Source organism: Bradyrhizobium sp. SHOUNA76, from assembly GCF_023006445.1.
In the GTDB taxonomy this organism is placed as follows: Bacteria; Pseudomonadota; Alphaproteobacteria; order Rhizobiales; family Xanthobacteraceae; genus Bradyrhizobium.
The window spans coordinates 1-7,668 of sequence record NZ_JALBHA010000318.1; the positions used below are offsets into that span (position 1 = coordinate 1).

General features: G+C 65.0%; 6 protein-coding genes and 1 pseudogene. 1 reads left to right on the top strand and 6 read right to left on the bottom strand.

All coding sequences use genetic code 11. From position 1 onward, the window contains the following. Positions 1 to 252: 252 nt before the first annotated feature. Positions 253 to 599 (bottom strand): annotated as a pseudogene (locus tag MOV74_RS25790) (DUF1259 domain-containing protein); the annotation flags it as partial. 349 nt (positions 600 to 948) lie between these two features. Between MOV74_RS25790 and MOV74_RS25795 the strand changes: the two are divergent. After that, on the top strand, positions 949 to 2,037 hold the full coding sequence (locus MOV74_RS25795) for a Cj0069 family protein (RefSeq protein WP_246929172.1): 1,089 nt from the start codon (positions 949 to 951) through the stop codon (positions 2,035 to 2,037). Positions 2,038 to 2,077: 40 nt separating this feature from the next. Here MOV74_RS25795 and MOV74_RS25800 read toward each other — a convergent pair whose 3' ends face one another. From MOV74_RS25800 to MOV74_RS25820, 5 genes are all read right to left on the bottom strand, one after another. Beyond that, on the bottom strand, positions 2,078 to 3,970 hold the full coding sequence (locus tag MOV74_RS25800; protein ID WP_246929173.1) for a TRAP transporter large permease subunit: 1,893 nt from the start codon (positions 3,968 to 3,970) through the stop codon (positions 2,078 to 2,080). Further along, positions 3,967 to 4,992, bottom strand: a complete 1,026-nt coding sequence (locus MOV74_RS25805) for a TRAP transporter substrate-binding protein (RefSeq protein ID WP_246929174.1) — start codon at positions 4,990 to 4,992, stop codon at positions 3,967 to 3,969. Before MOV74_RS25805 ends, MOV74_RS25800 begins: the two co-directional genes overlap by 4 nt. A 164-nt stretch (positions 4,993 to 5,156) precedes the next feature. Next, positions 5,157 to 6,167: a transketolase family protein gene (locus tag MOV74_RS25810; protein WP_246929175.1), complete on the bottom strand. Its 1,011-nt coding sequence runs from the start codon at positions 6,165 to 6,167 to the stop codon at positions 5,157 to 5,159. After that, positions 6,164 to 7,009: a transketolase gene (locus MOV74_RS25815; protein ID WP_246929177.1), complete on the bottom strand. Its 846-nt coding sequence runs from the start codon at positions 7,007 to 7,009 to the stop codon at positions 6,164 to 6,166. The genes MOV74_RS25810 and MOV74_RS25815 overlap by 4 nt, the downstream gene beginning before the upstream one ends. Positions 7,010 to 7,031: 22 nt before the next feature. Then, positions 7,032 to 7,668, bottom strand: a 637-nt coding sequence (locus MOV74_RS25820) for an SDR family NAD(P)-dependent oxidoreductase (RefSeq protein ID WP_246929176.1), incomplete at its 5' end; no start/stop codon positions are given.

Genomic DNA, 7,668 nt, shown 5'->3' on the forward strand with positions numbered 1-7,668 from the left:
AGCTGCGGCCCGCAGACCGAGCAGCCCGCCAAGGCCGAGGCACCGCGCGGCCGGCGGTGATGCGTCTGTTTCCGTAGGTTCAAAACGAAAAGCGCGAAAACAACCCCATGCACAGTAGCCAAGCTACTGAAAGCAATTCTGTTTCATTTGTGAAGATTCCCGGCAAAGTTGGTTCGATCCCGACTTCCTTTGACACGTCGGGCAAAGCAGCTGCACAGTCCTGTCCTCGACGAAATGGGAAACTATCGTCCATCAGCCTTTCGTGCTAGCCGTCTTGTCGAGCGCGGAACGCAAACCTTCGGCGAGCTTGATCGCGTCATCGTTGGCCCAGAAGTGCATGAAGAACGGCCGCGGTTGTTCATCCAGCATGTGGCTGTGCAGCGCCGTCACCTCGATGCCGCGCGTCCGCAGCGCCAAGATGACCGGTTCACCTCGTCGCTGGTCAGCACGAAGTCGCCGGTGATGGCTGCCCTGCCTCCTCCGCTTGGCTGGAAGTTGATGCCGATCGCGACGCCCATGGCAGCGGCCGGGGTCAACGGCATACCCTCTTGCATGATCAGGTCGCGCCGCTTCACATTGAACTGGTAGACGCCGCCGCGGGATCGAGCCGCACATCCGCCGCGCGTGGGCGTTCCGACGGGTGGAGCAATTTGTGGGATGGACGGGAGATGAAATGACATGCGGCGCCCTTGGTGAACAGGACGCGATTCTTGAGCATGTCGCCTCACGGGGAGATCGCATGTCCCCGGCACGATCGAATAGAGACCCGGACGTCCGGGCTGTCAACGCGCTTGGCCGAGATGCGTCACGAAGAGTTCAACCAACCGTCGGCCGCGCTCTTGAAATGTCGCGGCCGCCTCGCGTAGATTGCCTGCGTGGGGACGAAGCAGACTCCCCGTGAGACCTCGGTCCAAGATCTGCGCAGCACGCCATTCGTGGAGCTTGCGCATGGACACCGAACGACACTCCTCTTCCCACCCGACCGTTGCCATCCTCTCACGCGGGGACGCCGGTGCACGGGCGGACGCGACGCCGCAAAACAGCCGGTTCGTCCGCGTCTTCGAAGCGCTCGCCGCAGCCGGCATCGAAGCCCGGCCGGTGATCTACGACGAGACCTTCTCAGGCGCTGTCCTCGAACAATTGCTCGCGGTCGATGGCGTGCTGGTCTGGGTCGATCCGATCCACCAGGGCAAGACACGCGCCGAACTCGATCCCCTGCTTCGCGACGTTGCGGCCCGGGGACCATGGGTGAGCGCGCATCCCGACATCATCCTGAAGATGGGCGTCAAGGAGGTGCTCTACCGAACGCGTCACCTGGGCTGGGGTGCCGACACGCATCGCTATGACAGCGCGGCGGCGCTCCGCGCCGAACTTCCATCGCGCCTCCGGGCAAGCGGCCCGCGCGTGCTCAAGCAAAATCGCGGCAATGGTGGCCAGGGCGTCTGGAAAGTCGAAGCGCTTCCTATCGCGGACGCCACGGTTCGCGTGCTGCATGCGCAACGCGGCAGCCTGCCCGAGGACATGCCGCTCGATGCTTTCATCGCGCGATGCGAGCCCTATTTCGGCTGGGGCGGCTGCATTATCGACCAGGCGTTCCAACCTCGCCTGCCGGACGGAATGATCCGCTGCTACATGAGCGGGTCCAAAGTTGCGGGCTTCGGACATCAATTGATCAAGGCCTTGATCCCGCCGCCGCTGGAAGGGCCTGAGGCACCCGGGGCGCAACCGGGGCCGCGGATCATGCACGGCCCCGATGCCCCGCCCTTCCAGGCGTTGCGAAGGTCGATGGAGGACGAATGGGTACCGCAGATGATGGAGACGCTCGAGATCGATGAATTCTCGCTCCCCGTCATCTGGGACGCAGACTTCCTCTACGGGCCCCGCAATGAGGCCGGCGCCGACACATACGTTCTGTGCGAGATCAACGCGAGCTCCTGCTTTGCCATCCCCGAGCAAGCTCCGGCAGCGATCGCGCGAATGGTCAAGCACCGCCTCCTACGATCGCACCACGGAACTGCGTCGACCCAGTCCCTCTGACCCGGCTACATCGACGATCACTTGCGACCGTCGCGCCGCGTCACAGAAATCCGGTCGAAATCCACGGGACCGCGGCAACCACGAGCGTGCCGATCAGCAAGGCCACGATATAGCCGACGATCGGCTTGATGCCTTCGTCGGGACTGATGCGGCTGATGGCGCAGGCCGCATAATAGCCGACCCCGAACGGCGGAGCGAACAGTCCGATGCCCATCGCGAGAACGACGACCATTGCGTAGTGCACCTCGTGCACGCCGACCTGGCGCGCGATCGGAAACAGCAGCGGTCCAAACAGAACGATCGCCGGAATGCCTTCGAGCACGCTGCCGAGAATGACGAAGGCAAGGATCGTCACGCCGAGGAAGACCGGCGTTCCGCCCGGCAGCGTGGTCATGAATTTTGCGAGCGAGGCCGAGAAGCCCGATTGTGTGAGAGCCCACGCCATGCCGGTCGCGGCACCGATGATCAGCAGGATCGCGCCGGAGAGCGACGCGGTCTCCACCAGCATCGGATAGAGCCGGCGCCAGGAGAACTGGCGGTAGATCAGGAGCCCGGTGAGAACCGAATAGACAATGCCGATGGTCGACACTTCGGTCGCGGTCGCGACACCCTCGACCACCGCCGCGCGGATCACGAACGGCAGCGCCATCGCCGGAATCGCAATGACGAAGGCGCGGCCGATCTCCCTCCCCGTCGCGCGCCTCACATGCGACAGGTCCTCGCCGCGGTATCGCCACCAGACGACGGAGCAGAGACCGATCGCCAGCACGATGCCCGGCAGCAGGCCGCCGGTGAACAGCGCAGCGATCGATACGCCGGTGACCGAACCGATCGTGATCAGCACGAGGGACGGCGGGATGGTCTCGGTCTGGGCGCCGGTTGCCGCAAGAAGCGCGACGAGATCGCCGGGCTTGGCGCCACGCTTGGTCATCTCGGGAAATAGTACGGGCGCCACCGCCGCCATGTCGGCCGCCTTCGAGCCGGAAATGCCCGACACCAGGTACATCGCGCCAACCAGCACATAGTGCAGACCGCCGCGTACGTGGCCGAGCAGGCTGGCGAGGAAACTCACCATGGCACGCGCCATGCCGGTCATTTCGATCAGCAGACCGAGGAACACGAACAGAGGCACGGCCAGCAGGATCAGATGGCTCATGCCTTCGTCCATTCGTCCGATGATGACGACATCGGGCGTGCTCGTCGTGAGCGAGAGGTAGCCGACGGTCGCAAGGCCGAAGGCGAAGGCGATCGGCACCGCCGCCAGCACCATGGCGCCGACGATGACCACGAAGAAGATGAGCAGGTTCAGGTTGCCAAGTGGCTTCAGCAGCGGCGCAGCAAGCACGAGCACGGCGATGAGGCCGGCGACGAGTGCTGCGGCCCCGAGCAGGCTCCGTAAGCCCGAGATGCGGACGAGGCGCAGCACCGCGGCGACCAGCATCAGGCCGATGCCGACCGGCAACGCAGCGGCGCGCCAACTATTAACGATCTCGAGCGCCGGCGTCCTGACGAAGACCTCGTCGGCCGCGAACTCGTAAGCGGGGTGAATCACCAGCAGCAGGAACGCCAAGGATGCCGCGGCGGCGACCACGTCCAGAAATGCACGCGCGTCGGCGCGCAGCATGCCGATGATGGCCGTCATCCGCATGTGCTCGCCGCGCTGGAAGGCGATCACGGATCCCAGCATGGCGAGCCACAGGAACAGGATTCCGGCCAATTCGTCGGCCCAGATGATCGGGGCATGAAAGACGTATCGGCCGACGATGCCGGCCGACAGAACGACGATCTCGGCCAGCACCAGGAGCGCGGCCGGGATCGCAACCGCATGACCGAGCGCCTTGTTAGCCGTGACGGCCCAAAGGCGCACACCAGATTGAGGTGCCGTGACAGCGGCACCGCCGTCGATGCCGGGCGTATGGCTGAGGGCGGTCATGACAGCTTGCCCGCCGCTTTCTCGAGTTGCGCCCAGGCCTCCTCGCCGAACTTGCCTTTCCAGTCGCCGTAGAAGCTCGTCTTGGCGAGTGCCTGCCGAAACGCGCCGCGGTCGACCTCGATGAACTGCATACCCTTGGCGGAGAGGTCCGCGCGCAGCGAGTCGCTGAGCTTGGCGATGTCGGCGCGCTCGTCCTTGGCCGAACGGTCGAATTCCCGCGTCACGATCTGCTGCACGTCCTTCGGCAATTTCTCGAAGGCGCGCTTGTTGCCGAGGATCCAGTAATTGTCCCAGACATGCCCGGTCAGGGAACAGGTCTTCTGCACCTCGTAGAGACGGGCGGTCGCGATGATCGGCAGCGGGTTCTCCTGTCCGTCGACCACCTTGGTCTGGAGCGCGGAATAGACTTCATTGAAATTGATCGGCGCAGGTCCCGCGCCGAGTGCCTGGAACAGCGACGTCAGATTGGGTGCGGCCGGCACGCGCAGCTTGAAATTCTTCAGATCCTCCGGCGTCCTGATCTCGCGGCCGGACGAGGTGACGTGGCGGAAGCCGTTGTCCCAGGGGCTCGACACCGCCATGATCGGCGTCTTGGCGATCTGCGCGCGGATATAGGCGCCGAGTTCGCCGTCCATCGCTTTCCAGACCGCATCATAACTCGTGAACAGGAAGCCAAGGTTCACGATGCCTGCTGCCGGCACCAGGGTTGCGAGGATCAGGGATGAGAGGTTGAAGAACTCGACGCCGCCGTTGCGCACCTGCGTCAGGAGGTCGGTATCGGAACCGAGCTGGTTGGCCGGAAACAGGTTGATCTCGAGCCGGCCGCCCGTCGCCTCGCGAATGCGGTCGATCGCCTCCTTGGCGCGGGTGTTGACCGGATGGGTCGGGTCCTGCCCCGTCGCGAGCTTGTAGGTGAACTCCGCCGCCGAGGCCGGGCGTGTGAGAATGCCGCATAGCGGCAAGGCGGCGCCTGCGAGGAGCAGCTTACGCCGGCTGAGAGTGATTGGCTTCCGCTGGGTCATCGATTCCTCCTGTTGAGCTTGGATTGATCTGGCTGCGGCTTTCGCCACCAGCTTTTGCTGCTGGCTGGCTCTCGATGCGCCAGCATTGGACAGCAGCTCTCGGTCTCCGCAGCGTTACCGCGAAGCTTGTCGGTTTGATCGGATGTGGTTGGCTGCGTGCGCCGCTAGCGCAGCCACTCCTTGATCTGCCGCATCACCTCCGCGGTCGAGATGCCGTAACGGTCGTGCAGCGTCGGCAGCGCGCCGGCGGCGAGGAACTCATCGGGAAGCCCGATCTGCCGGAACGCCGGATGGACGCCCGCGCGCATCAGCAGCGCGGCGACGGCTTCGCCGAGGCCGCCGATGACGGTGTGGTTTTCGGCGACGACGACGAGGCGGCCCGGCTTGGCCGCTTCGCGCAGGATCGCCTCGGTGTCGAGCGGCTTGATCGTGGGCACGTGCAGGACAGCCGCATTGACGCGATCGTCCGACAGCGCCTTGGCCGCCTCAAGCGCGCGCATGGTCATGATGCCCGAGGAGATGATCAGGACGTCGGCACCATCCCGCAGCAGCGCGGCCTTGCCGAGCTCGAAACGATAACTGTACTCGTCGAGCACCAGCGGCACCTGGCCGCGCAACAGGCGCATGTAGACGGGCCCGCGATGCGCGGCGATGGCAGGCACGATCTGCTCGATCTCGTGCGCGTCGCAGGGATCAATCACGGTCATGTTGGGCATCGCCCGGAACAGCGCGAGGTCTTCTGCGGCCTGATGACTCGGCCCGTAGCCCGAGGTCAGGCCCGGCAGCGCGCAGGCGATCTTCACGTTGCGGTCTTCCTCCGCGATGGTTTGATGGATGAAGTCATAGGCGCGGCGTGAGGCGAACACCGCATAGGTCGTCGCGAACGGCATGAAGCCTTCGGCGGCGAGACCCGAGGCGGCGCCGAACAGAAGCTGCTCGGCCATGCCCATCTGATAGTACCGATCGGGAAAGGCCTGCGCGAAGATGTGCAGATCGGTGTATTTGCCGAGATCGGCGGTCATGCCGAGGACGTCTTCACGGCTGCGCGCGAGCTCGACCAGCGCGTGCCCGAACGGCGCCGGCCTGGTGCGCTGCCCTTCCGCCGCGATCGAGGCGATCATGGCCGACGTCGTCAGCCGCGGCTTTGCCGAAGTGGTTGGTGCGGCGGACTTCATGGCTGCTCTCCCGCGTCCAGTGCCGACAGTGCGAGCTGCCATTCATGCGGCTCGACGCGAATGAAGTGGTTCTTCTCGCGCTGCTCCAGGAACGGAACGCCCTTGCCCATCAACGTATCAGCGACGATCATGCGGGGCTTCGGCTCGGAATGCGCCATCGCGGCATCGAAGGCGCCGACCACCGCGTCGAGGTCATTGCCGTCGACCCGTTGCACGAACCAGCCAAACGCCGCGAGCTTGTCCACCAGCGGCTCGAAGCCGAGCATCTGCTTGGAGGGACCATCGGCCTGCTGATTGTTGACGTCGACGATCGCGATCAGATTGTCGAGCTGGTGGTGAGCCGCCGACATGATCGCTTCCCATTTGGAGCCCTCGTCCAGCTCGCCATCGGAGAACAGCGTGAAGATGCGCGAGGCCGACCGCTTGCGCTTCAGCCCGAGCGCCATGCCGACGGCGATGCCGAGACCGAGGCCGAGCGAGCCGCCCGACATTTCCATGCCCGGCGTATAGGACGCCATGCCGGACATCGGCAGGCGGCTGTCGTCGAAGCCGTAGCTCTCCAGCTCGGCCTCGGGAATGATCCCGGCCTCGATCAAGGCTGCATAGAGCGCGATCGCATAATGTCCGTTCGACAGCAGGAAGCGGTCGCGATCTTCCCAGCCGGGATCTTCGGCGCGAAAACGCATGGCGTGAAAATAGGCTACCGCCAGCACGTCGGCGATGTCGAGCGCCTGGGCGATATAGCCCTGGCCCTGGACCTCGCCCATCAGCAGGGCGTTGCGGCGGATGTTGCGGGCGCGCTGGGCGAGCGTCGGCGCGTTTGCGAGCGTTGGTGTTGCCATCATCGTCTCTCTCCTGCTCCGCTCAGTGGATCAACATGCCGCCGTTGACGTCGATCACGGCGCCGGTGACGTAGGCCGAGAGGTCGGAGGCGAGGAAGGTGTAGATGCCGGCGACGTCAGTGGCCTCGCCAAGCCGGCCAAGCGGAATGCCCTCGAGGATTTTTGTCCGCATCTCGTCGGTCAGCTTGCCGGCGGTAATGTCGGTGCCGATCAGGCCCGGCGTCACGCAGTTGACGCGGATGCCGTCGGGCCCGAACTCGCGCGCCATCGCCTTGGCAAGCCCGAGCACGCCGGCTTTCGCCGCCGAATAATGCGGCCCGCCAAAGATGCCACCGCCGCGCTGGGCCGAGACCGAGGACATGCAGGCGATCGATCCGCTCCTGCGCTTCTGCATGTGCGGGATCACGGCTTGCGACAGGAACAGGATGCCCTTGAGATTGACGTCCTGGATGCGGTCCCAATCTTCCGGCTTGATGTCGAGAAGCTTGACGGGCTGGGTCACGCCGGCGTTGTTGATGAGGATGTCGATCTGGCCGAATTTGGCGATGACCGCGTCGACCGCGCTGATGCAGGCCTGCTTGTTCGCGACGTTGCAGGCAAGGCCGAGATGCGGCTCGCCCACGGCCGGTTCGAGGCCGCGCGCGGCAGCTTCCGCTGCC

Excerpts from the sequence above, each read along its gene's own strand:
- MOV74_RS25795 (WP_246929172.1), top strand. The coding sequence starts at position 949 with ATGGACACCGAACGACACTCCTCTTCCCACCCGACCGTTGCCATCCTC.
- MOV74_RS25800 (WP_246929173.1), bottom strand. The coding sequence starts at position 3,970 with ATGACCGCCCTCAGCCATACGCCCGGCATCGACGGCGGTGCCGCTGTC.
- MOV74_RS25805 (WP_246929174.1), bottom strand. The coding sequence starts at position 4,992 with ATGACCCAGCGGAAGCCAATCACTCTCAGCCGGCGTAAGCTGCTCCTC.
- MOV74_RS25810 (WP_246929175.1), bottom strand. The coding sequence starts at position 6,167 with ATGAAGTCCGCCGCACCAACCACTTCGGCAAAGCCGCGGCTGACGACG.
- MOV74_RS25815 (WP_246929177.1), bottom strand. The coding sequence starts at position 7,009 with ATGGCAACACCAACGCTCGCAAACGCGCCGACGCTCGCCCAGCGCGCC.